This window comes from Mucilaginibacter sp. FW306-07-L (assembly GCF_058782065.1).
Genome location: NZ_JBYSXI010000002.1, coordinates 340,363 through 364,598, shown reverse-complemented (window position 1 = coordinate 364,598; position 24,236 = coordinate 340,363). Strand labels below are relative to the sequence as shown.

20 protein-coding genes are annotated in these 24,236 nt (G+C 47.0%); 16 read left to right on the top strand and 4 right to left on the bottom strand.

The window, feature by feature from the left end; all coding sequences use genetic code 11:
- The first annotated feature begins 102 nt into the window (after positions 1 to 102).
- From AC3WJC_RS11725 to AC3WJC_RS11690, 8 genes are all read left to right on the top strand, one after another.
- Positions 103 to 912 carry an ATP-binding protein gene (locus AC3WJC_RS11725; protein ID WP_492399297.1) on the top strand — a complete coding sequence of 270 codons (810 nt, stop codon included), beginning with the start codon at positions 103 to 105 and terminating at the stop codon, positions 910 to 912.
- Positions 913 to 925: 13 nt separating this feature from the next.
- Positions 926 to 1,369, top strand: a complete 444-nt coding sequence (locus AC3WJC_RS11720) for a nuclear transport factor 2 family protein (RefSeq protein ID WP_492399296.1) — start codon at positions 926 to 928, stop codon at positions 1,367 to 1,369.
- Positions 1,370 to 1,704: 335 nt separating this feature from the next.
- Complete coding sequence (locus AC3WJC_RS11715; RefSeq protein ID WP_492399295.1) at positions 1,705 to 4,821, top strand: SusC/RagA family TonB-linked outer membrane protein; 3,117 nt, start codon at positions 1,705 to 1,707, stop codon at positions 4,819 to 4,821.
- Positions 4,822 to 4,837: 16 nt separating this feature from the next.
- Entirely contained in the window at positions 4,838 to 6,391 is a 1,554-nt protein-coding gene (locus AC3WJC_RS11710; protein WP_492399294.1) for a SusD/RagB family nutrient-binding outer membrane lipoprotein, read from the top strand.
- Between the two features lie 13 nt (positions 6,392 to 6,404).
- Positions 6,405 to 7,331 (top strand): RraA family protein, encoded by a 927-nt coding sequence (locus tag AC3WJC_RS11705; RefSeq protein WP_492399293.1) that lies wholly within the window; start codon positions 6,405 to 6,407, stop codon positions 7,329 to 7,331.
- Positions 7,332 to 7,352: 21 nt separating this feature from the next.
- Positions 7,353 to 8,834, top strand: coding sequence for a mandelate racemase/muconate lactonizing enzyme family protein (locus tag AC3WJC_RS11700; RefSeq protein ID WP_492399292.1), 1,482 nt, complete (start codon positions 7,353 to 7,355; stop codon positions 8,832 to 8,834).
- Between the two features lie 26 nt (positions 8,835 to 8,860).
- The gene (locus tag AC3WJC_RS11695) at positions 8,861 to 9,979 is read left to right on the top strand and encodes a bile acid:sodium symporter family protein (RefSeq protein WP_492399291.1); all 1,119 of its coding nucleotides are present in this window, start codon (positions 8,861 to 8,863) and stop codon (positions 9,977 to 9,979) included.
- A 7-nt stretch (positions 9,980 to 9,986) separates the two neighbouring features.
- Positions 9,987 to 10,862, top strand: coding sequence for an alpha/beta hydrolase (locus AC3WJC_RS11690; RefSeq protein ID WP_492399290.1), 876 nt, complete (start codon positions 9,987 to 9,989; stop codon positions 10,860 to 10,862).
- A gap of 110 nt (positions 10,863 to 10,972) precedes the next feature.
- Here AC3WJC_RS11690 and AC3WJC_RS11685 read toward each other — a convergent pair whose 3' ends face one another.
- The 3 genes from AC3WJC_RS11685 to AC3WJC_RS11675 form a co-directional block, all read right to left on the bottom strand.
- Positions 10,973 to 11,413 (bottom strand): hypothetical protein, encoded by a 441-nt coding sequence (locus AC3WJC_RS11685; RefSeq protein WP_492399289.1) that lies wholly within the window; start codon positions 11,411 to 11,413, stop codon positions 10,973 to 10,975.
- A gap of 194 nt (positions 11,414 to 11,607) precedes the next feature.
- Positions 11,608 to 13,698, bottom strand: a complete 2,091-nt coding sequence (locus AC3WJC_RS11680; protein WP_492399288.1) for an alpha-amylase family protein — start codon at positions 13,696 to 13,698, stop codon at positions 11,608 to 11,610.
- Positions 13,699 to 13,712: 14 nt separating this feature from the next.
- On the bottom strand, positions 13,713 to 14,594 hold the full coding sequence (locus AC3WJC_RS11675; RefSeq protein ID WP_492399287.1) for an AraC family transcriptional regulator: 882 nt from the start codon (positions 14,592 to 14,594) through the stop codon (positions 13,713 to 13,715).
- A gap of 402 nt (positions 14,595 to 14,996) precedes the next feature.
- On the opposite strand from AC3WJC_RS11675, the gene AC3WJC_RS11670 reads away from it, so the two are divergent.
- The 3 genes from AC3WJC_RS11670 to AC3WJC_RS11660 all read left to right on the top strand — a co-directional run bounded on the left by AC3WJC_RS11670 (position 14,997) and on the right by AC3WJC_RS11660 (position 18,990).
- Positions 14,997 to 16,307 carry a gluconate:H+ symporter gene (locus tag AC3WJC_RS11670; protein ID WP_492399286.1) on the top strand — a complete coding sequence of 437 codons (1,311 nt, stop codon included), beginning with the start codon at positions 14,997 to 14,999 and terminating at the stop codon, positions 16,305 to 16,307.
- A 107-nt stretch (positions 16,308 to 16,414) separates the two neighbouring features.
- Positions 16,415 to 17,392, top strand: a complete 978-nt coding sequence (gnd, locus tag AC3WJC_RS11665; protein ID WP_492399285.1) for a phosphogluconate dehydrogenase (NAD(+)-dependent, decarboxylating) — start codon at positions 16,415 to 16,417, stop codon at positions 17,390 to 17,392.
- Positions 17,393 to 17,463: 71 nt separating this feature from the next.
- On the top strand, positions 17,464 to 18,990 hold the full coding sequence (locus AC3WJC_RS11660; RefSeq protein ID WP_492399284.1) for a carboxylesterase/lipase family protein: 1,527 nt from the start codon (positions 17,464 to 17,466) through the stop codon (positions 18,988 to 18,990).
- A 46-nt stretch (positions 18,991 to 19,036) separates the two neighbouring features.
- Here AC3WJC_RS11660 and AC3WJC_RS11655 read toward each other — a convergent pair whose 3' ends face one another.
- Positions 19,037 to 19,495, bottom strand: coding sequence for a DUF4268 domain-containing protein (locus tag AC3WJC_RS11655; protein WP_492399283.1), 459 nt, complete (start codon positions 19,493 to 19,495; stop codon positions 19,037 to 19,039).
- Positions 19,496 to 19,606: 111 nt separating this feature from the next.
- Here AC3WJC_RS11655 and AC3WJC_RS11650 point away from each other — a divergent pair, with 111 nt between their 5' ends.
- Genes AC3WJC_RS11650 through AC3WJC_RS11630 form a run of 5 tightly spaced genes read left to right on the top strand, consistent with a single transcriptional unit; the run spans position 19,607 to position 24,234 of the window.
- On the top strand, positions 19,607 to 20,491 hold the full coding sequence (locus tag AC3WJC_RS11650) for a polyphosphate kinase 2 family protein (RefSeq protein ID WP_492399282.1): 885 nt from the start codon (positions 19,607 to 19,609) through the stop codon (positions 20,489 to 20,491).
- A gap of 45 nt (positions 20,492 to 20,536) precedes the next feature.
- A complete protein-coding gene (locus tag AC3WJC_RS11645) occupies positions 20,537 to 21,514 on the top strand; it encodes a Gfo/Idh/MocA family protein (protein WP_492399281.1) in 978 nt (325 codons plus the stop codon).
- Positions 21,515 to 21,533: 19 nt separating this feature from the next.
- A complete protein-coding gene (locus AC3WJC_RS11640; RefSeq protein WP_492399280.1) occupies positions 21,534 to 21,971 on the top strand; it encodes a GNAT family N-acetyltransferase in 438 nt (145 codons plus the stop codon).
- Positions 21,972 to 22,018: 47 nt separating this feature from the next.
- Positions 22,019 to 23,263, top strand: coding sequence for a S41 family peptidase (locus tag AC3WJC_RS11635; protein WP_492399279.1), 1,245 nt, complete (start codon positions 22,019 to 22,021; stop codon positions 23,261 to 23,263).
- 32 nt (positions 23,264 to 23,295) lie between these two features.
- A complete protein-coding gene (locus AC3WJC_RS11630; protein WP_492399278.1) occupies positions 23,296 to 24,234 on the top strand; it encodes a hypothetical protein in 939 nt (312 codons plus the stop codon).
- Positions 24,235 to 24,236: the final 2 nt, after the last annotated feature.

The following is a 24,236-nucleotide window of genomic DNA, read 5'->3' as shown; positions in this document are numbered from 1 at the left end:
ACTACTTTGTGTGCTATATTAACCTGTTGATGATTTGCCGGTTTTAGCAACAAATACTATAGCGCAGGTGTTGTAGCTTTACATTAACCAATCTGTCAAATTATGAAGATCACCTCATTATTGCTTTTGTTATTGATGCCATTCGGTTTATTTGCCCAGCACTCGGTGCAAAAATTATGGCAAACGGATACTGTGCTGGCTACGCCCGAATCGGTGCTGCCTGCCGGTAAGGTATTATATGTTTCGCTCATCAGCGGCAACTCCAACGCTAAGGATGGCATAGGCGGCGTGGCAAAAATATCACCCGAAGGGAAAATAATTGATACCGCTTTTGTTACCGGCCTTAACGCGCCTAAAGGCATGGGCATCTATAAAAACACGCTCTACGTAGCCGATTTAAGCGAACTGGTTTCGGTAAACCTGAAAACTGGGGCGGTAACAAAAAAGCCGGTGGATGAAAATGCGGGTTTGAATGATGTTACTATTGATGGTAAAGGTGTTGTGTATTTGTCCGACCCTAAAAATGCGCGGGTGTTTCGCTTTGAAGGTGATAAACAAGAAGTATATTTAACAGGACTGAAAGGCGTTAACGGCGTAAAAAGCATAGGTGCCGACTTATATGTGCTAACCGCCGATGCCGCTTACAAGGCCGGTGCCGATAAAAAGCTGACCAAGGTTTGCGACCTTGAGCATGGCGGCGATGGCATTGAACCCGTAGGTAACGGCGACCTGCTGATCACTGCCTGGGAGGGATATTTGTATTATGTTACACCCGATGGCAAAAAGCAGGTATTACTGGATACGCATGAAGGCAAGAGCAAGACCGCTGATATTGGCTATGACCCTAAAAAGCGGATAATTTATGTGCCTACCTTTTTCGGTAATTCGGTAACCGCTTATAAACTGAATTAAAGGAGATAGAATAATGAAGATCAGGAATTACTTTTTTATATTGATAAGCTTTATGGTATTGCTGTTACCGGCAACCACAAACGCGCAAAGCGTTGCCGAAAAGCAGGTAACCGACGCGGTAGATACCCTTTATAAAGCTATGGTTGATGCCAACAAGGCCACGCTCAACAAATATACCGCGGCAGAATTAAGCTTTGGCCACTCCAGCGGAAAGGTGGAAGATAAGGCGGCCTTTATGGAAGCTCTTACCAGCGGCGCGTCAGACTTTACAAGTATTACCACCACTAACCAAACAGTAACTATTGCCGGGGATGCAGCCATCGTAAGGCATATCCTTAACGGGCAAATACTGGATGGCGGTAAGCCCGGTACCGTTAAGCTGGGCATATTGCTGGTATGGAAAAAGCAGCAGAAACATTGGGTTTTATTAGCCCGGCAGGCCTATAAGGTTCTGTAAACGAACTTTCAGCGTAAGATATTGCAAAGGCATCCTTATTTAAGGGTGCCTTTGTTGTTTCAGGGTATTTGGCTGTTGATAGCCGGCGATATTTCACGGCAATATATTACATCAAATTGCTATAATACTGAATTTGGGTAACTAATGTATTCCCTTTATTTGTTCATGCTTATCCGTTTTGTTTGGCGGTAAGCCCGGGCTGCACAATTAGGCCATTATAAACCAACTGATAATAAATTTTAATACGGTGTTTTTAAACCCTTTGAAAATAGGGGCTATGCGCTATTAGCTATTTATTGCTGTAATCGATTGAAACCAATAATAACCTGAATAATATGAACCTGAAATTTTACAAAAAAATGGTGTGGTTAGCGGCTTTTATAGGCCTCTGCCTGCAAGTTTACGCGCAGGAGGCGGTGCAGATCACCGGCACCGTGAGCACCACCAAGGGCGAGATGCTGGCAGGCGTATCCGTAAGGATCAAGAACACCACTACCGGCGCGGTAACTGATGCCAACGGTAAGTACAGCCTAAAGGTGCCCAACCGTTCGGCTATCTTGCAAATATCGTACATCGGTTTTGCTACTAAGGAGGTACCGGTAGGCGCAGGCAATGTACTCAACATTGTTTTAGAGGAAAACAACAACCAGCTAAACGATATTGTGGTAACCGCCCTCGGTATCAAGCGCGAGTCCAAAAAACTGGGCTACTCTACCGCTACCGTAAACACCGATCTGCTCACCGTAAACCGTACGGTTAACGTAGGTAACAGCCTGGAAGGTAAAATAGCGGGTGTTAACGTTACGCCGCCTGCCGGCGGGCCGGGCGGGTCAACCAAAATACGCATCAGGGGGCAGTCGTCCTTCGGGCCTAATAACTCACCTTTAATAGTTGTTAATGGTATTCCCATTAATAATACCGCGGTTTCCGCGGGTGGTTTTGCAGGTAATGGCGGTGGCAATGTAACCGGCGGCTCGTCTGACCAGGGCGACGGTTTGCAGAGCATCAACCAGGATGATATAGAAAGCATGACGGTACTTAAAGGTGCCGCCGCCGCCGCGCTGTACGGCTTCCGGGCTAAGGATGGCGCTATCATCATCACTACCAAAACAGGCAGCAAAACGATGGGTATTGGTATCGAAATAAACTCCAACTACCAGGCCGACCAGGCGCTGGATTATACCGATTTTCAGTACGAATACGGTCAGGGCGAATACGGCAAGCGCCAAACCACCCTTGCCGAGGCACAAACCTTTGGCGTACATAGCTTTGGTGAACGGTTTGACGGCGCGCCAACCATCCAGTTTGATGGCTCAACCCAGCCTTACTCTCCTTTCAAGGATCGTATATCGCAGTTTTACCGCATGGGGCGGAGCTTTTCTAATTCGGTGGCTATTTCCGGCGGTAATGATAAGGGCAGCTTTCGTTTATCGTTCGCTAATAACGATGCGAATGCCATTATGCCTAATTCCGACTATCATAAAAAGATATTCAACCTCGGCCTCAATTATAAGGTTACACCAAAGTTGACGATGCAATTAAACGCCAACTACTCTAACGAGTATAACCACAACCCGCCGCAAATAGGTATTCAGGATATGAACGCCAACACCACCATTTATACCCTGGCCAACAGCATTAATACCGATTGGCTGAAAAATTATAAAGACCCGAACGGTAATGAAATGCCGCTATCGCGCTTTACTAACCGTAACAACCCATATTGGGTGGCTTTGCAAAGGTTTGAGAATGTGCATCGCGACCGTATCTTCGGCAATGCCTCGATGCGTTACCAGTTTACACCTTGGTTGTATTTGCAGGCACGCATCGGGCAGGATTACTTTACCCGCCCGTATAACTACAACCGCCCTACAGGCACCCGTTCCATTGGCGCGGTAACCACCGGCTTTAACGGCTATTACTACCAGGATGTAACCACTTTCAGGGAGCGTAATATGGATTTCCTGATCGGGGCGAATAAAAAGGTAAAGGATTTTGGCTTTGACCTGACCCTGGGCGGCAACGCCATGAAACAGGTAAGTGATGTAATGGGCACCGCGGTTACCAATTTCTTTGTGCGCGATCTGTACACCATCAGCAACGGGCAGGTTAAAAACCCCAATTACAGTTATGCCGAAAAGCGTGTTAACTCGGTTTATGGTATGTTCGAGGTATCATACAAAAATTTTTTGTACGTAACCGCCACCGCCCGTAACGATTGGTTCTCTACCCTGAACATCAACACCAACAGTTACCTGTACCCATCAGTAAGCGCCAGCTTTGTATTCAGCGAAGCGTTGCGCATGCCATCATGGATTGATTATGGTAAACTGCGTGTAGCCTATGCCGAAGTGGGTAGCGATACTGACCCTTACGCCAATTTACTATACTACTCGCTTAACTCTAATCCGTTTGGCGGTACCGCGCTGGGGTCGATCAATAGTGATATTAGTCCGAACGCCGGCTTGCGCCCGCTGAAGGTGAAGGAAAAAGAAGCCGGTTTAGAGATCAGGACGTTTAATAGCCGCCTGAACCTGGATATGTCGGTATATGAGAAGAATACTGTCGACGAGATATTGAATGTAGATGTTTCGGTAGCGTCGGGCTTTAATTCAACCAAAGTAAATATTGGTAAGCTGCGCAACCGTGGCGTTGAGGCATTACTGACCATAGTGCCTGTAAAAAAGACCGGCTTTAACTGGGAAACCGCCTTTAACGGATCGTACAATGCATCCAAAGTATTGGATCTGGCTAACGGGCAGGCCAGGGTTGACGTAGGTACGGGCGAGTTTTTTGGTACCGTATCGCACGAGGTAGGTTTGCCTTTGGCATCACTGCGCGGGTTTGATTACCGTCGCGATGAACAGGGTCGTATTGTTACCATCAACGGTTTACCACAACGCGGCGAGCTCACCACCTTCGGCAGCGCCATCCCCAAATGGGTAGGCGGCTGGACAAACACGTTCCGCTATAAAGGCTTCCGTGTGTTTACCCAGGTTGATTTTAAAGCCGGTGCCAAGATCATGTCCAACTCAAACCTCAACTTTTTGCGCGAGGGCTTGTCGCAGCAATCGCTGGTTGGCCGCGAGGGCGGGGTAGTGTTTGATGGGGTTAACCCCGATGGTACGCCCAACACCACCGCTGTTGAGGCCGAAACCTTTTACTCCAACTACCGCACAACCAACATAGCTACACCATTTGTTTACAACGCGGCATTTGTTAGATGGCGCTCCATATCGGTAGGGTATGATTTCAGTAAATACATGAAGAAAACCTTTGTTAAGGGCCTCAATGTATCGCTGCTGGTTAACAACGTGCTGATGATCAAAAAATACATTGATAACCTCGATCCGCAGGCCAGTGTTTCAGCGTCAGATAACCTGCAGGGTATTGAATCGCACACGCTGCCAACCACGCGCAGCTACGGTATCAACGTAAATGTTAAACTCTAACCATCCCGAAATCATCATGAAAAAGAAATATATTATCGCTTTACTGGCATCCATGATAACGCTTGGAGCCTGTAAAAAGAATTTTGAGGAGATCAACGTGAACCCGGTGCTGCCGGCAGATCTTGATCCATCCTATTTATTTTCAAACGCCGAGTTTAGTGCCGCGCTGCCAAATTATTATTATCAGCCCATGATCGTTCAGCAACTGATAACGCCCAACACCGGCGTGTTGGAAGGCGGCAACCATAACGTAAGTTACGACCCGAATGCCAACATCACCTTTAACTACCTGTACCGCAGTACCAGTAATACAACCGGTGGTTTAGTAACCGGGCCGGTGGTGCTGCTTACTACCGTGCTGGATAAATTGAAAGATCAACCTACCCGCAGCAATCTGTACAATATGGCCCGCATTTTTAAGGCTTATATATTTATGATACTGGTTGATACCTACGGCGACGTGCCTTACAGCGAGGCCGGGAAGGGGTACCTGGAAGGCATCAACCTGCCTAAATATGATAACCAGCAGGATATTTATAACGATATACTAAAGGAGCTTGACGAGGCAACCAAAGCCCTGGATGCCGGCAAAGCTATTGAGGCCGGCGACCTGTTTTATAAAGGTGACATCCCCAAATGGAAAAAACTGGGCAACTCCCTGCTGCTGCGCGCCGCTATGCGTTACAGCAAAACAGATGCTGCCAAGGCACAACAATATGTTACCATCGCGGTAAGTGGCGGACTGATGCAATCAAACGCTGATAATGCTTTGATACAATTCAACAGCACGTTTAATAGTCCGACAGGTAGCTGGTTCCAGGCTACTGAGCGTGGTAACATTTATCTGGCCGCGCCGTTTGTGGAATATTTACAGGATACGGATGACCCGCGCCTGCGTGTTATTTCGGTTAAATACGCGCAGCCTGCCAACCCGCTGGCCACAGTAGGTACAGAAAATACCAATCCTGCCGATCAGTTGGGGATGCCTTTGGGTTATAATGAATCTACCATCAGCACTGCGCCGGGCTTTCCGGGACGGCTTGGCGCGGGCTATGCGTACTCGCAGGTTAACCGCCGTACGCTGGGTAAGATAGATATACCGGAATTTTATGTAACCTACTCGCAAACAGCCCTGTTGTTAGCCGAAGCCGTGCAACGCGGCTGGGCAACCGGCAATGCAGCAACTTTGTACGAGGCCGGTGTTAAAGCACACATGGATCAGTTAGCGCAGTACGATGGTACAGCAACCATAAGCACCGATGCGCAGAATGCTTACCTGCTGGCGCATCCGTTTAATCCGGCAAACGCTTTGGAGCAGATCAATACGCAATACTGGGTATCATCTTTCCTGAACGGTAACGAGGCCTGGGCAAACTTTCGCCGCAGCGGGTTTCCGGTGTTAACGCCAAACCCGTATCCAACGGCTGATGCCTCGGTAAAGGGCGCGTTTATCCGCAGGTTGACTTATCCGCTGCGCGAGCAAACCGTAAACGCTGCCAACTATCAGGCAGCCGTATCGCATAACGGCCCGGATAACCTGGCTACACGCGTATTCTGGGATAAGCAATAAATACATACCACCTATGAAAAACAGGATCATACTACTTGCAGCGCTACTTTTAGCGGCGCTGCATTTACAGGCCCAGCAGGTAACGCTAACGCCTGATCAGATCAAGCTGCTTACCGCAGACTGGAAAGGTGAGCGCTCGCCGGATGGTCGTCCCCGCGTGGCTGACGATGTAATGGAGCGTTTTAAAAACGTGGGCATTGAGGATGTTTGGGGCTTTTTGCGTGGCAAGGGCTACCAAAACCAGTTTGAGGGCGATTGGATGATACTGCATCCCGACAGTGTAATGGTTGGTCGTGCGGTAACCGCCCAATATATGCCCTTACGCCCCGATGTGGATAAAGTAATAAAAGACAAAGGCAAAGCCGAGGGGCGTGTTGGCCCAACCAATTCGTGGCCTATTGATGTGTTGAAGAATGGCGATATCTATGTGGCCGATGGCTTTAACAAAGTAGTTGATGGTACGCTGATAGGCGATAACCTGGGCAACTCCATTTATGCCAAAACCAAACGGGGCGTGGTATTCTACGGCTCGGTGCGTGATTTGGAGGGGCTGAACGAGATCAGGGGTTTTAACGGCTGGATCAAGGCTGTTGATCCATCGTACCTGCAACAGGTAATGCTGGCGGGTATCAATGTGCCTGTCCGTATCGGCCGCGCTACGGTATTGCCCGGCGATGTGGTGCTGGCTAAGCGCGGAGGTACACTTTTCATCCCCGCATCCCTGGCGGAAGAGGCTGTTATTACCGCTGAGTTTATTGTGCTGCGCGACGAATACGGCCACCAGCGCCTGCGCGAGGGCAAATACACACCGGGGCAGATTGACAGCCAGTGGACGGAGGAGATCAAAAATGATTTCATTAAATGGCTTAACAGCTATCCCGGCAAGCTACCCATGACCCGCAAACAACTCGACGATTACATGAAGAACCGTACCTGGTAACCCTACTAAACCTATAATGATATGAAAAACGAATTACTCAGGCTGTTAGCCGACGGCAAGCAATTGGATAAAAAGGCAAAGGCAACGCTTCCATCAACCCAACCCGAAGAAAGCAAGGGCTCGGCAAGACGCGATTTTTTGAAGAAGTCGGCATTGGGCGGCGGTTTGGCACTTGGCGGTATGCTGTTTGCATCTGCCGAGGATACGCTGGCGCAATCAACCTCAAAGGTCAACCGCAATAGCTCACCTTCGGAATTAAAAATAACCGATATGCGGTATATCGTACCCATGACCACCGTCGGCCGTTGCCCCATTATTCGTATTGATACCAACCAGGGAATTTATGGTTTGGGCGAGGTACGCGATGGTGCCGACCCTCGTTACGCCCTCATGCTGAAAAGCCGCATTTTAGGCATGAACCCCTGCAGTGTGGAAATGGTGTTCAAGGCCATTAAGCAATTCGGCTTTCATGGCAGGCAGGCGGGTGGGGTTTGCGCGGTTGAGATGGCGCTGTGGGATCTGGCAGGCAAGGCGTACAATGTGCCCGCTTACCAGTTATTGGGCGGTAAATACCGTGATACCGTAAGGCTGTATGCCGATACCCCCGAGGAAGAGGATATGAGCGTGTTCAGCGCCAAGGTGAAGGATAGGCTGGTTACCAAGGGCTATACCTGGCTAAAAATGGACCTAGGTATTGAACTGATAAAGGATATACACGGAACCACCGTTAACTCCGGTTTTTGGAAAGGCAGCCAGTGGAACGATAAACCCATGTCGCTGGGGAATACCAAACACCCCTTTACCCAGATACAGATCACTGAAAAAGGGCTTGACGAAATAGCCAAGTATGTGGATAAGGTGCGCAGCGCGGTTGGGTATGATGTGCCGCTATCGTCAGACCATTTCGGTCATTTTGATACCAATAACGCCATCAGGCTGGCGCGCAAGCTGGAGCCATACCGGTTGGCCTGGATGGAAGATATGGTGCCCTGGGAGTATACCCAGCAGTGGAAGGAGATCACTAACGCGATAGAAACACCAACATTAACGGGAGAAGATATATACCTTAAAGAAGAATTCATTAAATTGGTCGACCATCACGCGGTTGATATCATCCACCCTGACCTTTCATCGTCGGGTGGGCTGCTCGAAACCAAGAAGATAGGCGATTATGCGGAAGAACATGGCGTAGCCATGGCCATGCACTTTGCCGGTACGCCGGTAGCCTTTATGGCCAATGTGCATTGCGCTGCCGCTACGCAAAACTTTTTGGCGTTGGAGCATCACAATATTGATTTGCCTTACTGGGAAAGCTACGTGAAAACGGTTGATAAAAAACCGCTGATCGATAAAGGTTTCGCCCTCGTGCCCGACTCGCCGGGCCTGGGTATTGAGCTTAACGAGGATGTGCTGAAACAACACCTCGACCCGAAAGATAAATCATGGTTTGTACCCACCAAAGAGTGGGATGAGAAACGATCGTGGGATAGGTTATGGAGTTAATTAACCAATTTAAAACTTAAAAACTTATGGTACCAGCTAAAGTTTATTACGCGTTCTCATTTCTTATTTTATTGGGTTTTATAACGGTATCAGCAACGGGCCATCCGCAATGGGGTGGCTGGTTGCTGATGCTTTTTTTTATAGCCCTTGCCCTGGCCTTCAGGCAGCACCCTAAGCTCAAGGGCTTTTCGTTCACCATCATGATCTTCGCGGCGGTGAGTCTGGCCATGTATTACCCGCAGTATTTTGTTCAGGTTGGCGATTTTAAATTGTCAAAGCTCATCATCCCTTTGTTGCAGATCATCATGTTCGGCATGGGCAGCGAGTTGAGTATGAAGGAGCTTGCTACCGTGCTCAAACAGCCAAAAACCATCATCATCGGGGTAGTTTGCCATTACACGGTGATGCCGCTGGTGGGCTTTATACTGGCTAATACCTTTAACTTTCCGCCGGAGATTGCCGCCGGTATTATACTGGTAGGCTGCTGCCCGAGCGGTTTGGCATCCAATGTGATGTCATACCTCGCGCGGGCTAACCTGGCACTGTCAATCGCTATCACTACCGTATCAACCTTGCTGGCACCGGTGTTTACACCCCTGCTGATGCGCTTATTGGCAGGCCGTTTGGTTGAGGTGCATTTTTTAGATATGGCCTGGGATACCACCAAAGTAGTATTGCTGCCCATCATCGCGGGTGCCATATTCCATGCCCTGGTGCGTGGCAAGGTTAAATGGCTGGATAGTATTATGCCTTTGATCTCCATGATCGGTATCGGCCTCATCATCGTGGTAATTACCTCGGCAGGGCATCAAAGTTTATTAAACGTGGGCTTGTTGCTCATTGTTGCAGTATTCATCCACAACGTATCCGGTTACACATTAGGGTATTGGCTGGGCAGGTTAATGGGTTTTGCCGAAAAGGATTGCCGTACCATATCCCTCGAGGTAGGGATGCAAAACGGCGGACTGGCATCGGGGCTGGCGCTGTTAATGGGCGGACTGGCAACCATCGGACTGGCACCGGCTATTTTTGGTCCGCTGATGAACATTACCGGCTCATCATTAGCTACTTGGTGGCACGGCAAAATACCGCCCGAAGACCTGCAGGTGGAAGCTGCTGCGGAACCACAAGCTATAATTAATTAATGTTGATATGAAGATACAACTGTTTAAGCCCTTGCTCGCCTTGGTGGCGATGCTGGGCTTTTACGCGGATGCTTTCGCACAGGCTGATTCCACTGTTATTCATTTATGGAAAAACGGCGCGCCGGGTTTTGAAAGCCGCCGTACCGAACCTGAAAAGGGCGATAAATACATCAGCAATATCCACAACCCGTCGATAACGGTTTATTTGCCGTCTAAAGATAAGGCAACCGGCGCCGCGGTGCTGGTATGCCCCGGCGGCGGGCACCGTATGCTGGTCATCAATTCGGAAGGCAGGGAAGCGGCGCAATTTTTAAACAGCCTTGGCTTTGTAGCGGTGGTATTAAAGTACAGGCTCGCGCGAGATACCAACTCTGTATACCAATTAGATGTACATGCCCCACAGGATGCCATGCGTGCCATGCGCCTGATCCGCAGTAACGCCAAACAATGGGGTATTGATACCGCGCGTATCGGCATGATGGGCTTTTCGGCAGGCGGCGAGGTGGTGGATATGGTCGCTTTTAGTACTTACAAGCAACCCCTTAAACCCGCTGACGCGATTGACAAGCTGAATTATAAACCTAACTTCGTTATCCTGGTTTATCCCGGCCCGTTAGGGGTGCCGCAAAAGGTTGAACGCGATGCGCCCCCGGCTTTTTTAATAGCGGCTAATGATGATGTTTGCTGCTCGCCGCCTGTGGTTACCCTGCTGCAAAAATACCGCGAAGCAGGTGTCCCTGTTGAGGCGCATATTTTTTCAAAAGGCGATCATGCTTTTAATATGGGTAAACGCGCCAAACTGCAATCGCTAAAAGCGTGGCCGCAACGCCTTGCCGACTGGTTTGCCGATAACGATTACTTTAACAAGCAGGCAAGTAAATAATTATCATTTATCCATAACGATGATCTTATAATCATCCAGCCGGGCGGCAGTGAAATTCACATAGCCATCGGCATAAGTAAAATTAACCGGCCTGCCGCTCAGCAGGTCGGTTATACGGGCGGGTTTGTCGTTGAATATCGAATGTTTTTGATCTGCTCGATGGTGCTTTTCATAATCTCGATCCTTGAATCGGTAATTTGAAAATCAGGCATGTTCAGTTCCTTAGAATATGAAAAACTATTGTTCTCTATAAAAGAATACATCGCGTTATATGAATCTTTAATAAAATGTAAGGTGGGCAGAACAGTTTCGTCGGCATCTTCAATTATTATGGTTAGTATATGTATACTTTTATAATCGATGAATACGTCATCAGATGCCTTATCTTTAGCGAAATAGGATAAGTTATATACATATCTAAAAGCATCCTTATCAGCAAGTTGCCAATGCCCTGTACCATTAATTTCACACGTTACTTCTCTGCTTTTCTCAAAAAAATTTGTATCTAATTGATATGACAGAATGTTATCTGACTTGTTTACAATTTTCATGATTCCCGGAGTCTGCAGATGTATTTTAAAATATTAAACGGACGATCACTAATATAACGAGAGTTGGAATGCTTACGCGCTTATAAGATTAAATGAATTTCGTCAAATCGGATGCATTCTGCAAACAAATATGGGTAATCGCTAACTTGTTTGCTGATAACAACTACTTTAACAAGCAGGCAAGTAAATAATTATCATTTATCCATAACAATGAGCTTATAATCATCCAGCCGGTCGGCAGTGAAATTCACATAGCCATCGGCATAAGTAAATTTAACCGGCCTGCCACTCAGCAGGTCGGTTACACGGGCGGGTTTATACCCGCTTTTTATTTTTAAGGTGATGTTGTACACCGGCAGAGGCGCCAAATAACTTGTTGAACTTACCCCGGTAAGGTTGATGAGGTGCAGTATCAGCCCGTTATTATCGCCTTTATTTGCCGGGGTATTTTTGCTGTATTGCTGTAACACCGTTTCTACCTTAGGGTGCGCGTTGGTGATCAGTTGCTTTCCAGCATCAGGATAAATATTATTCAGCACATCAAGTAATAACTGCTTATGTTCCTGGTAGCCGTTGTTGTAATATAAGCGTCCCACATTGAATGGCAGCAACACCGCTTTTGCCGAACCGTGTTGTTTAATGGTCAGCATTTTATCGCCGGTAACATCATGCCCGCCAATAATTTCCGGCGGACCGGTACGGCCTTTAGCCAGCAGGGGCAAGCCTGTTTTATCGGCACCCGAAAGATCATACAAAGCCAGGTTATACTTCATGAACAGCATGCTTTGCCCTTTAAAGTTTTTAAAGATGGCCCTGTCCTCGGGTACCAAATAGTTGCCCGCCGCGTCGTTATTAAGGCTTTTTAGTTTAGCGCCAAACAGTTCGCTCATCAAAGCCGGGTTATCATTTAGGGCGATGTTGGTGGCTATCAGGTTAGTGCCGTTAGCTATGGCCGCTTTTAATTGCTTTACACCGCCATCGTTCAAAAAGGTGATATCAGGCAAAATGATCACCTTATAATTTTTGAGCTTATCGCCACGGTTTTGCAATTGGTTATCCTCAATAATATCAAAGGGGATATGCGCTTCCTGCAATATCTGCTGTATACCCCGATACTCCTGCATGGGCGTACCGTTAGGCCATGAACCGGGTGCTACCACCGCTATTTTAGCTATGGATTTATAGCGGCCAAAGTAAGGCTCATATTTTTTATGCAGGCTGTAGATCTTTGCTATCGCTTTATAATTCCGCTCGTCCTCATAGCCGCGGGTATCACCCATCATGCTCAAATCCAGGCCCGAGCCGTGCGCCATGTTTTGGTATAATCGTATAGATATTTCCTCCGGCTCAATAGCATTGTAGCGCGATTGAAAGGAGATTTGCTGTATACTGGCATTGCTGATGATGTGATCCGGGAAGGTAGTGCCCGCGTTATTTAAATTATCTGCCGCACTGTAAGGCCACAGCGGCAAAGTGGGTACGGCCTGCGTTTCATGCCTGATGATGTCCACATACTGATCGGTATAGGTACAAATAGCTGCCTGCGGGTTTTTGCTTTTTACCAGCGTGTATAGCCGTTTGCCCCATTCATCCAGCGTAAATTTTTTAAAGGCGAGATATTGCTGGTACAGGCTGTCAGTCTTATTCTCTTCAACCGGCAACGTCTTGCCGCTGCTAAATTCCGCGAAACGTTTTTTGTCGTATTCATTTTGGTCGATGCCCATGTAGCGGCCCTCGTAGGTATTGTTGGTTTGGTAGCCGGGCATGTTTAAAAATATACCGTCGATAGGGTAGTTATCCATCACTTCCGTAACTATACCAAAGGCGCACTGCTGCACATATGGCCCGTTGATGGATACGGTATACATGCCGGGGTTAGTCATGCGCTCACCTTTAGGCGAGATATAGCACCAGTCGGGATGCGCTTTGTAAATGCTCTCGTGTACGCGGCTAAAATCAAACCTTACCATAACCTTGATTCCCTGCTTATGGCATTTGGTCACCACATCCTTCAAAAAATCACGTTTTACGTAAGGGTTTTGATATTGATAAGACAATTTGGTGGGGTAAAAAGCCATAATGCCACCCGCGTTGATGATGAGTGTGTTGGCCGAAAATTTAACCAGGTCGGTAACCAGCGAATCGGGGTTGAGGGTGGCGGCTTCATAATCGGGCAGGTTGGTTTGTATCACCCGCAGGTTATTGCGTTTCCACCAGCCGGGTTGCTGTGCCCGGCCGGGCAGCCAAAGTATAATTGCTGTAAGCAGTAATAATATTTTACGCATGCGGATGATTTAAACTAAGCCACATGCTCAACATGGATATAATTGGCCCGGTATTCCAGCGGGTGCTTGTTGGTTACCGCCTTAAACTGGTGGTAAAAATGCGATATATTATTGTAGCCGCAGGCATAACCTATTTCGGCCACGTTTAAATCCTGCTCGGCCAGCAGGCGGCAGGCATGGCCAATGCGTACCTCTATCAAAAAATCAAAATAAGTTTTCTTGGTTTTTGATTTAAAATAACGGCAAAAGGAGTGTTTACCCATCGCGATCAGGTCGGCCACTTCTTCAATGGTCACCTTGTTCTGGAAATTATTGAAGGTGTATTCAAAAATCTTATTGATGCGCGATTTATCAATATTACTGGCCTCGTGGTTAAAGCCGTTGCTTGATATGGTAGAATACTCCTGCACCGAAGCGATCAACTCCAGCACGGTTAATAAATGCACAATACGTTTTCCCGGCGGCTCGTTCAGCATATCATCAATAAGCCGCGCTACTTTTTTGCGGGTTTCGCCATGAATACGCAGGCCGAGTTTGGCATGTTCTAATAAGCGGGTAATGTGCTTTAGCTCGGGCAAGCTAAGTAAATGGTTGCCCCACAACTCCTGCTGAAACAAAACCACTACCGATTCGCCAACCCGTTCATCCGTGCGCTGCATATACTTTTTTTCGTGCCTGAAGGTATGCGGCAGGTTGGAGCCGAACAAAAAGGTATCGCCGTTTTTAAAAGGTCCCACATGGTCGCCAATAAGGCAGGTGCCCGAGCTGCGCTTGATCAGCAGCAATTCAATTTCGGGGTGATAATGCCAGGAACTGAGCATGGCTTCGCCCACATCCTTATGAATGTTAAAGGAATGATCGGGCGTTGGCGTAGCTTTTTTCAGGATCGCTTTCATAACTCAGGTGTTTGGTTAACAGGTCAACATAGTACAAATCATCCGGCTTAATTACTCGTCCACACTTTAAACAGCATGCGTTAACATGCTACATAATACTGGGAAGGTCCGGATATATTAATTTCTTATCAGGCAAAAATTGATTGATGCTGTAATTATAAATTGGTGAACCAATATAATAAAGAAATACGCACTGTCAATATCCGGTTAATATAATACAAGGCATTTGCGGTTATAAACTGGCAGGCGTGTGCTAAATTACCCTGCTCGCTGTGTATTATATTAACCAAATAGTGCGGTTTTTTTTCAAGTTTGTAAAAGCCGTTTTTTTGCCTGCCTAAAATGCTACTTTAGTGGCAGCCGCGCTCAATTATAAACTGATTATACAATTAAAACCTGCCCATGCTTATTGTTTTTTTGTGCATTGTATTGCTTATTGTACTGGTTAGCTGGTTCAAAATCAATCCGTTTATCGCTTTCCTTATCGTATCAATAGTTGCGGGCTTGCTGCTGCAAATACCGGCGGCAAAGCTGCTCACATCCATACAAAAAGGGCTGGGCGATACCCTGGGCTCCTTAGCGGTTATTATTTGCCTGGGTGCCATGTTGGGTAAGCTGGTGGCCGTTAGCGGGGCGGCACAAAAAATAGCGTCGGTAATGGTAAATGCGGTAGGTACTAAATATATTCAATGGGCGCTGGTGGCCACCGGGTTTATTATCGGCATCCCCTTGTTTTACGGCATTGGCTTTGTGCTGATGGTGCCGCTCATCTTCTCAGTAGTATATAAATATAAACTGCCAGCGGTGTTTATGGGTCTGCCCATGCTGGCTTCGCTCTCCGTAACGCATGGTTTTCTGCCGCCGCACCCTTCGCCGGCGGCACTGGTGGTACAGTTTAATGCCAATATGGGTGTTACGCTGCTATACGGACTCATCATCGCTATACCTACCATCATCCTTGCCGGACCGGTGTTCGCTCAAACCTTAAAAAAGATACCCTCAAGCCCGCTGGCCACCTTCAGGCCCGAAGATATTCCTGCCGATAAACTGCCCGGTGCTTTCAGGAGCTTTGGTATAGCCCTGCTGCCGGTTGTTTTACTGATGGGTACCGCGTTAATCCCCGCCATGTTCAATTTATCTGCCGATGCGGCAAAGTGGCTTACCTTGATCGGCGATCCATCCGTTGTAATGCTTATCACGCTTGGCGTAGCATCTTATTTTTTGGGCACGGCCCAGGGCCGCAGCATGAGCCAACTGAATACTATTTATACGGATGCGGTAAAGGATGTCGCGCTGATCCTGCTTATCATCGGCGGCTCCGGCGCGTTTAAGCAGGTATTGGTTGATAGCGGTGTAGATAAGCAGATCGGCTATCACCTGCAACAGCTACCGCTTGATCCGCTGGTGTTAGGCTGGCTTATTGCCGCTATCATCCGTGCCAGTTTGGGCTCGGCTACGGTGGCGGGCCTAACGGCGGCAGGCATAGTGGCCCCGCTCATCATCCAAACACATGCTAATCCAAATCTGATGGTGCTGGCCATCGGCGCGGGCAGCCTTGCATTTTCGCACGTTAACGATTCGGGTTTCTGGCTGTTTAAGGAGTATTTTAACCTGAGTATGAAAGATACCTTTCGCTCGTGGTCTGCCATGGAATCACTCATTGCCGTTATCGGCCTGGGCGGCGTAATGCTGTTAAAAACTTTTATGAGTTAATATAACACATTCATTCGCTCAAATGTTATCAGTGCTGATATGTTAATTTGTACTCAATTCATCATGTAAACTATTGGCCGGGTACTTATCCGGTTACACCAAATAATATGGAAAATAATAAATACGGAATTATAGGTTTAGGTAAGATGGGCGCTAACCTGGCTTTACAGGCGGCCGAAAAAGGCTACCATATACTGGGTTACGATAAGTTTGTACCCATCATCCCCGAACAGGAAAATCTGCAGATAGTTGACGAACTGGCTACCCTTGTCGCCGGGTTAGATCGCCCACGAAAAATATTTATTTACATACCCGCCGGCCGGGCAATTGATAGCGTGATCACCGAGCTGAAACCTTTGCTTGAGGAAGGTGATATCATCATAGATGGTGGTAACTCTTACTGGGGCGACAGCATCCGCCGTGCCGAAAAACTGAAAGAAGAAGGCTTGCACCTGATAGACTGCGGTACCAGCGGCGGCATAAACGGCGCGCGTAACGGTGCCTGCTTTATGGTAGGCGGCGATAAGGATGCCGTTGGGCAAATAGAAGGCTTGCTGCGCGACCTGGCCGTGCCGCACGGTTATTCGTACACCGGCAACTCCGGCTCGGGACATTTTGTAAAACTGGTGCATAACGGCATTGAATTTGGTATGCTGCAAGCCATAGGCGAAGGCATGGCTCTGCTGGAAGGTTATCGTGAAAAACTGGATGTGAGCGATATACTGCACACCTGGAACCACGGCTCGGTAGTACGCTCGTGGCTGGTAGAGCTGATGAAGCAGTTATATGATGAAAAGGAAGGCTACAACGTACCATCTTATGTGGAAGATACCGGCGAGGTAAACTGGCTGGTGAGCGATGCCATGAGCATGGAAGTAGCCATACCGGTAATAGCCCAATCGGTAATGCAATTGATCGCTTCGCGCGATGCGGCCAACATCGCGCCGCGAGCCATTGCCATGATGCGTAACGGCTTTGGCGGGCACCCGTTTGGCCCCGAGGCAGGTATTGAGCATGAACGCCATTTTGGCCGGGTAGGGGGCTTCCCGCCGGTAAATATGGATCCGGGGATCGTGCAGTCGTAAAAAGGTTACACGGTTGAGTTTGCAGTTCTTGCGTATAATGCATAGCATTGTATATCAATTATAATCTCCTTATGAAAAACATATTTCTTTTCCTGCTGATGATCGGCATGGTGCCTGTATTTGCTCAAAATCCGCAGGTAAAAACCGCTAACGGATTGCTTGAAGGCGTTACTGAGGCCAGCGGTATACGCTCCTATAAAGGCATCCCTTTCGCCCAGCCCCCGGTTGGCGATCTGCGCTGGAAAGCACCGCAAGCTCCCAAGAACTGGACAGGCGTACGCAAGGCCGATAAATTTGGTCCGCAGGCTATGCAGCGTTTCATATTCAGCGATATGGTTTTTCGCAGTGATGGTAAAAGTGAAGATTGCCTGTACCTCAACGTATGGACTCCCGCTAAAAAAGGCAATGAAAAACTGCCCGTGCTGGTTTACTTCTACGGCGGCGGCTTTATGGCGGGCGATGGCTCCGAACTGCGTTACGACGGTGAGAGCATGGCCAAAAAAGGCATAGTGAGCATTACAGTGAATTACCGCTTAGGTGTATTCGGGTTTATGGTACACCCTGAACTAACGGCCGAATCACCTAACCACGCTTCAGGTAACTATGGTTTGCTGGATCAGCATGCCGCTTTGGAGTGGGTTAAAAAGAATATCGCTGCTTTCGGCGGCGATCCGTCAAAGGTTACCATTGCGGGCGAGTCGGCGGGCTCCATGTCGGTGAGCGCGCAAATGGCATCGCCACTATCCAAAGGCTTATTTAATGGCGCAATCTGTCAAAGCGGGGCTATATTGGGCAACCTTACCCCAACACCGCGTGAACAGGCCGAGCAAATGGGCGTAAAGTTCGCTACCAACGCCGGTGCCGCTACATTGGCCGACTTACGTAAAATACCTTCCGATAAACTGCTTGAGTTATCGGGCAACGCACGCTTTGCGCATATTATAGATGGCTACTTTTTAACCGAAAAACCTGAGGCTACCTTTGCCGCCGGTAAACAAATGAATGTGCCGTTACTTGCCGGGTGGACATCCGCCGAAGTAGGTTACCAGGGCGTATTGGGCAATCGTGAGCCGACACCGGCCAATTATAAGGATGCGGTGCAGGCCCTTTATCCAAATGATGCCGTCAGGGTACTGGAGGCTTACCCTGCCGGTACAGATGATGAGGTAAAACAGGCCGCTACCCAACTGGCATCAGACAGGTTTATCGCCTACAGTACCTGGAAATTGGTTGACATGCACAGCAAATCAAGTAAAAAGAATATTTACCGTTACCTGTTCGCCCAAAAACGTCCTGATAATTCTCAGGTGCTGATCGGTGCGCCCCATGCTTCGGATATTGAATATTCGCTGGGTAACCTTCCGCTTGTAACCATTTTTAAATGGACACCTGCCGACTACAAGGCATCGCAAATAACACAGGATTACTTCGCTAACTTTATTAAAATCGGCAACCCCAACGGCAAAGGCCTGCCGGTATGGAACGAGGTGAAAAGCGGTAAACCAAATGTGCAGGTGCTATCTGATGAGGCTAAAGCCCAGCCGAATAACACTGCTAAACGTTATGCGCTGATGGACGAACTGAACGCTAAAAAATAACAAGCGATCATTTGGTAAGTATTTACGTATTTAATTACGTAAGTACTTACTTAAATAATTCAAAGCTATACTGCGCGGTACTCCAAAATTCATCGAGTGCGATGATGTGGGGTTTAAAAAAGGATATCAGCGCGGGCCAGTCAGCCTTGTTAAAAATACTTGCTTTGATGGTTGTGCTGATGCGGGTGGTCTGTTTTCCATAGTGGTCGGTGTGGTTTGGCTGCCAGTTCCATTCTTCCTGCATTTGTTCGGTAAACAGGCGTTTCAAGGTCAGCATTTGTTCATAAAACAACTCCCGGATGTCCGCGTCCGGGTGGGCGAACTCGATCATGATCGTAGCCGACCGGTTATCGGTATCCATCTTAAAAAATAAATGTTTGATGCCGGTTTTATAATTGATCCAGTTGATCTTCAGTCCATCGGCTGATAGCTGCGGAGCGATGTATTGCCCAAATGCCGTCCAGAATGCCTGCTTTATTTGTGATGCCTCGTCCTTTGAATACAAAATTTTTTTGAAGCAAAATTAATTAATTGCGGTAATCGTAAATGGTTGTTGTGCAACAAAATTTAAAACCTTATGTACAAAACCGTCATTATATAAACGCAAATACCATATATGAAAAAATTAGCTGAACTTTTTAGGGTGACCGGCGACGGTAAATTTTCGCTGGATGATTACCAAACAGATTTTACCGGCGATTATGTAAAGGCCGATGCCGAAGCCGTGTTAAAAGATCTTATAGAGCAAACATCGCGCAAGCAAACCGAATTATACGCAGCTAACAGCCGGTCATTACTGATCATTTTCCAGGCGATGGACGCGGCGGGGAAGGATAGTGCCATAGCGCATACCATGTCGGGCCTTAACCCGCAGGGTTGCCAGGTATACAGCTTTAAACAGCCCAGCGCTGAAGAACTGGACCATGATTACCTGTGGCGGCATTACAAGGCCCTGCCCGAGCGCGGCCGCATTGGTATACATAACCGATCGCATTACGAAAATGTGCTGGTATCAAAAGTTCACCCGGAGTATATACTGAATGAAAAACTACCCGGTATAAACAGCGTAAAGGATATTAACGATGATTTTTGGAAGCAGCGTTACCAAAGCATCCGTCATTTTGAAAAACACTTAACGGCCAACGGTACGGTGGTGGTCAAATTTTTTCTGCATCTATCAAAAAATGAACAGAAGGAGCGGTTTTTAAAACGCATAAACGAGCCGGATAAGAACTGGAAATTTGCTTACGGTGATATTTACGAGCGCGAGCGCTGGGACGATTACATGAAGGCTTATGAGAAGGCCATTGCCGAAACTGCTACCAATGATTGCCCCTGGTATGTACTGCCTGCTGATAAAAAGTGGTTTACGCGCATCGCCATATCAACTATAGTGCTTGAAACGCTTGACAAGTTGAACCTGCAGTACCCGGCGTTGCCTGATGCAGAACGTGCCAAGCTGGCTAAAGCTAAAGAAGTGCTGGAGGCCGAAAAAGATTAATGCATTTGCGGCTATAACTATAGCACAACAACTATATTTGAGTATATGGAAACCATAGTTTGGGGTATAATAGGCTGCGGCGATGTTACGGAGAAAAAGAGCGGTCCGGCGTTTAACAAGGTACCTGGCAGCCGTTTGGCGGCCGTTATGCGCCGTGATGCGGCCAAGGCGGAGGATTACGCGCGCAGGCATGGGGTGCCCAAATGGTACAGCGATGCAGATGAGCTTTTAGACGATACGGAGATCAACGCGGTTTATATTGCTACGCCGCCGGCATCACATTTGCCTTACGCGCTTAAGGCGCTTAAAAAAGGCTATAATGTGTATGTGGAAAAGCCTGTTACCCTTAACGCTGCCGAGGCGGAGGCAATGGCTGCGGCTGCAAAGGCGGCTGATAAAAAACTGGTTGTAGCCCATTACCGCCGCCGGGTACCCTTATTTTTACGCATAAAACAATTACTGGATGAAGGCGTGGTTGGCGAAGTGCGAACCGTACAGTTGCGTATGTGGCAAAGCCGCAAACCGGCGCTGGTAGCCCAGGTGGCCGATAACTGGCGGGTTAACCCGGAGCTTTCGGGCGGGGGATATTTTCATGACCTGGCACCACACCAGTTGGATTTGATGTTATATTACTTTGGCGAGCCTAAAAAGTATACGGGTTACTCGCTTAACCAGGCCGCCACTACACCGGCCGACGATCATGTATGCGGTACCATCCTGTTTAAAAATAACATCGTGTTCAACGGCTCCTGGTGTTTTAATGTGGGCGATGAGGAGCAAATAGATAGTATTGAGATCGTAGGTACCCGCGGGCGCATTACCTTCGCCTGCTTTGGCAACTATATTAAGTGGCATAGCGACAGGCAGCATAATACGGAGGAATTTGTACACCCCGAGCATATACAGCAACCCATGATAGAGGATATTGTGCGGTATTTTAATGATGAAGTGCCAAACCCTTGTGCTATTGAGGAAGCGGTTACGCTGATGAAAATAATGGATGCCTTTACCGGTAAACTATAATGTGTATTTTTGTTAAAAAATGGATAGTATCGATATAAAAGTAAATAAAGTGGACGCTCCTGCTGATCTGGAAAAGGTGTTTGCCATCAGGCGTGAGGTGTTTGTAGGCGAGCAAAATTGCCCACCCGAATTGGAATGGGAGCATGAGGAGGAGTCGACACATTTTTTGGCGACCGTTAACGGTGAACCTGCCGGTGCCGCGCGCTGGCGCAAAACCGAGAATGGCTATAAGTTGGAACGCTTTGCCGTGCTAAAGCAATACCGGGGCAAAGGTGTGGCGCAGGCCGTGGTACAAACCGTATTAGATGATCTGCCTGCAGATGCCGCCTATATTTACCTGAACGCGCAGGTGCAGGCCGTGGGTTTATACAGTAAATTCGGCTTTGTGGCTGAGGGGCCTGAGTTTGAGGAAGCCGGCATTCAGCATTATAAAATGGTATTTAAGGGCAGCAGGTAATTGCTGCTCCCGTTAATCCATTTGGCTGCCTTACAGTCAATACCGTTATGAAAAACCTTTACCCAATTTTATTGGCTTTGCTGTGCGCTTACAGCGCGTCGGCACAAACGGTATCAACCTACCGGGCTGATCTGGATGCGGTATACTCAGCCCTCAAAACCACGCCCTCCTATAAGGATCAGATTAAAGGCGAAAACAAAAAACGATACGAAGCGCTTTATCAGTCGTTACGTGCGCAGCAGCCCACATCATCGCTCAATGAATTTTATTTGCTCACACGGCTTGTACAGGCGTTAAAGGATAATCATTTAGGTTTTTACCAGTGGAGCGATACCAAAGTGGATCAGTCGAAAATAGCTGATAGAGCTTACGTAAGTACTTACCTAAATTCAAACGAGTTTAAATTCTTCCCTAAAACTAATGTGGATATAGATTCATTAGAAAAGGCATTGACCGGCAAGCCCCGTAATGATGTTGAGGGAATTTACTACCTGGGTGATTTTTTAAAAGCAGTGATCTATCGCACCGGTAAGCATGATAGCCTGGTAGCTGTAGTGCTGTCGGCCAAGCAACCCGTTTGGCAGCGGGGGCAGTTGGCGGCCAGCATTAAAGAAGTATCTCCCGGTAATTTTGAAGGGGTATGTGTTAACCCGGTATATAAGATATTCGAATACAATCACCGTATAAAGCATGTTGGCAATAACCTCAACCTGTATTATGTGTGGACCAAGTTTCCGGGCGAGACAGATTATACAAGTATACCCGCCGGTACATCCAACTATCAGCTTAAAAATATTGACGCTCAGGTCCAGTATCTGCGTTTAGGGAGTTTTTCGAGCAGCGATAAATCCTTAGCCGAGTCGCAGCGCTTTTACGATAGTGTTAAAACGCTGGTTAATGCTACTAACCTGATCATCGACCTGCGTAATAACGGTGGCGGCGGATGGAAATCGTCTAAAAAGTACCTTGATATGGCGATCAATCACAGCAAAAAAGGAAAGGTGTATGTGCTTGTTAATTATGCTACGGTCAGTAATGCAGAGCAGTTCACCGTAAAGTTAAAAGGCCGAAAAAATATTACCGTCTTAGGCGCTGATACAAAAGGAATGATAACCTATGGCAGCAATTACGGCAAAACAGAAACCCTGCCCAGCGGTAAATACAAATTATACCTTACCGACATGCGGGATGATGGCGACTACCTGCAATACGAGGATGTAGGCATTAAGCCCGATAAGTACCTTAATACAGATAGTGATTGGATAGGGCAGGTGTTGAATATTACTAAATAGTTGTTATATTCAAGGCTTTAAAAGTCTAATTAATGAAGCCTCTCTTTATCGCACTTTTTCTATTGTTTTCAATAAGTCTTGCCGATGCAAAAGCAAAAATAGACAGCATTGGTATATTGAATGAAAAAATCAAAACTTTGCAAGGGGAACAAGAAGTTACCAGATCGATCGTTGAAGTAGCGAATAGTTCTATTGCAAATCAACTCGCATCTTCATCTAATTATTTAGCAATTAGCACAATAGTAATATCACTTATCGTATTGGGTGCTGGTGTATATATAACTCATGTCTCAAATAAAGTCCAGACGGCTTTATTGGGTACTCAAAGTGTATTAGATGAGGCCAAAACGATTAAAAGCGAAGTTATAATTTTAAAGGAAAGCGTTAACCATACAAAATATCTTATCGATAATAATGTGTCACAACTATATAAAGAAATTATAGCAGAGGAAATTAAATACATCTTTAAACGATTAGAACGAAACCCGAGAGATATTTCGAATGTATTCAATCAAATAGCAACACACGAAGATTTAGAACCACAATATTTTAACGATTTGAAGGTAGCTTTTTGTAAACTGGTCGAATCGAAGGATTACTCTAAATGCGATAGTGTCCTAATTTTAATTGCACAGCATTTCCCAGGTAAAGCCCTTAACGACGAAATATTAATTAAAGAATTTGCTACAAGAAATTTTTACAATGGTTTATTTAGGCATGAATTAGAAAACTTTGCAAATCAACAATATGAGGTGTCAGAAATTGCAAATAGTGAATTTTTTGAAGATATTGTGATTCATGTGATAAAGGCATCATTAAATGAATCAAAAGCTTGTTTAAGACAAATATTAACTATATATTCTAATTTGAATACGGCGATTAAAGTTAATATAATAAATAAACTGGAAAGTAGCTTAAACGAAGGTTTAAATAAAAATTTACCTGAGTGGAGGGAGGTAATAAAATCTTAAAA

What these genes read in the sequence shown, in the direction of transcription:
- AC3WJC_RS11725 (WP_492399297.1), top strand. Translation starts at nt 103, where the DNA reads ATGAAGATCACCTCATTATTGCTTTTGTTATTGATGCCATTCGGTTTA.
- AC3WJC_RS11720 (WP_492399296.1), top strand. Translation starts at nt 926, where the DNA reads ATGAAGATCAGGAATTACTTTTTTATATTGATAAGCTTTATGGTATTG.
- AC3WJC_RS11715 (WP_492399295.1), top strand. Translation starts at nt 1,705, where the DNA reads ATGAACCTGAAATTTTACAAAAAAATGGTGTGGTTAGCGGCTTTTATA.
- AC3WJC_RS11710 (WP_492399294.1), top strand. Translation starts at nt 4,838, where the DNA reads ATGAAAAAGAAATATATTATCGCTTTACTGGCATCCATGATAACGCTT.
- AC3WJC_RS11705 (WP_492399293.1), top strand. Translation starts at nt 6,405, where the DNA reads ATGAAAAACAGGATCATACTACTTGCAGCGCTACTTTTAGCGGCGCTG.
- AC3WJC_RS11700 (WP_492399292.1), top strand. Translation starts at nt 7,353, where the DNA reads ATGAAAAACGAATTACTCAGGCTGTTAGCCGACGGCAAGCAATTGGAT.
- AC3WJC_RS11695 (WP_492399291.1), top strand. Translation starts at nt 8,861, where the DNA reads ATGGTACCAGCTAAAGTTTATTACGCGTTCTCATTTCTTATTTTATTG.
- AC3WJC_RS11690 (WP_492399290.1), top strand. Translation starts at nt 9,987, where the DNA reads ATGAAGATACAACTGTTTAAGCCCTTGCTCGCCTTGGTGGCGATGCTG.
- AC3WJC_RS11685 (WP_492399289.1), bottom strand. Translation starts at nt 11,413, where the DNA reads ATGAAAATTGTAAACAAGTCAGATAACATTCTGTCATATCAATTAGAT.
- AC3WJC_RS11680 (WP_492399288.1), bottom strand. Translation starts at nt 13,698, where the DNA reads ATGCGTAAAATATTATTACTGCTTACAGCAATTATACTTTGGCTGCCC.
- AC3WJC_RS11675 (WP_492399287.1), bottom strand. Translation starts at nt 14,594, where the DNA reads ATGAAAGCGATCCTGAAAAAAGCTACGCCAACGCCCGATCATTCCTTT.
- AC3WJC_RS11670 (WP_492399286.1), top strand. Translation starts at nt 14,997, where the DNA reads ATGCTTATTGTTTTTTTGTGCATTGTATTGCTTATTGTACTGGTTAGC.
- gnd (WP_492399285.1), top strand. Translation starts at nt 16,415, where the DNA reads ATGGAAAATAATAAATACGGAATTATAGGTTTAGGTAAGATGGGCGCT.
- AC3WJC_RS11660 (WP_492399284.1), top strand. Translation starts at nt 17,464, where the DNA reads ATGAAAAACATATTTCTTTTCCTGCTGATGATCGGCATGGTGCCTGTA.
- AC3WJC_RS11650 (WP_492399282.1), top strand. Translation starts at nt 19,607, where the DNA reads ATGAAAAAATTAGCTGAACTTTTTAGGGTGACCGGCGACGGTAAATTT.
- AC3WJC_RS11645 (WP_492399281.1), top strand. Translation starts at nt 20,537, where the DNA reads ATGGAAACCATAGTTTGGGGTATAATAGGCTGCGGCGATGTTACGGAG.
- AC3WJC_RS11640 (WP_492399280.1), top strand. Translation starts at nt 21,534, where the DNA reads ATGGATAGTATCGATATAAAAGTAAATAAAGTGGACGCTCCTGCTGAT.
- AC3WJC_RS11635 (WP_492399279.1), top strand. Translation starts at nt 22,019, where the DNA reads ATGAAAAACCTTTACCCAATTTTATTGGCTTTGCTGTGCGCTTACAGC.
- AC3WJC_RS11630 (WP_492399278.1), top strand. Translation starts at nt 23,296, where the DNA reads ATGAAGCCTCTCTTTATCGCACTTTTTCTATTGTTTTCAATAAGTCTT.